Here is a 1005-nt window from a genome sequence, read left to right as displayed (position 1 = left end):
AATTTTTGTATGTTTTTTATATTTTATATATATTAGATTTACAGTTGTAAACTAAAGGGTACCCGTGGAACTAATGTTCTGAGTAAGGATGGGGTACTGTGACTTAAGGCAATTTGGATAAAAAGCACTAATTTAACTAACGAGTCTCATTATGCTTGCATATGAATAAAATGGAACCGGTTCTAAAATGACATTGTGAAAAAATTGACAGAGAGATTATGTCCGCGTTAAGGTGAACCCTACACCAAGGCCTTGGGGATATGAATAGAATACGGGGATATAATTTTGCAAGACGAGTCACAGAAGTTTAGAAAAAAGATGTACAAGTCCGGAAAGTTTTGGGTAGCTGCCGGTGCTTTGTTTGTTGGGCTGGCATTCGCTGGTAACACGCAGGCTGATACTGTATTACCAAGTGAACAACGTGCAACGGAGACGACACAGACGACACAGACCAGTGAAGACACGTCCGCCACTAAGACGCCGGCATCGGCGTCGACTTCAAGCTCAGTCAATGTTGACACGAGTGACCTGCCTGACAGTTCAAGTACGGTAGTTGATAGTACAAGTGCAAGTGCAAGCGTAGTGAGTGATAGCGTCGCTGTGCCAGATACTGGATCACAATTTACGAGTTCGTCAGGGTCAATGTCATCATCATTTGTTAAGTCATCACTAGCGGCAACAACTAGTGATGCTTCTGGCAGTCAGTCGGCGGCGGTGACTAGCGCAACCGTTAGTTCGGTGGCCACGAGTAGTTCAGCATCTTCAGTGACAACAGCCACAAGCGAATCAGCAGTGATAAGCAGCGCCGTGTCAGATGGTTACCATGATGAAGGTGGTGATTGGGTCTATTATCGAGCTGGAAAAAAGTTAGTCGGTCGACAAACGATTGATACGTTTGCGGTTTACTTTGACGCCGATGGCAAACAAGTCAAGGGTGATTGGCGTGAAAGTGATGGTAACCGTGCGTATTATGATGGACAAGAAGGACGAGCATTAACGCAAACG

At 44.7% G+C, this 1005-nt stretch carries 1 protein-coding gene; it reads left to right on the top strand.

Features of this window, described 5'->3' with window-relative positions; genetic code table 11:
- Positions 1-285: 285 nt before the first annotated feature.
- On the top strand, positions 286-1005 hold a 720-nt coding region (locus tag WEIDD23_RS01885), incomplete at its 3' end, for a KxYKxGKxW signal peptide domain-containing protein (RefSeq protein WP_242865383.1).

The sequence above is a fragment of the Weissella sp. DD23 genome (genome assembly GCF_001579105.1).
GTDB classification, from domain to species: Bacteria; Bacillota; Bacilli; order Lactobacillales; family Lactobacillaceae; genus Weissella; species Weissella cibaria.
Note: the sequence above shows the minus strand (reverse complement) of the source record. Positions and strands in the feature narration are given on the sequence as shown.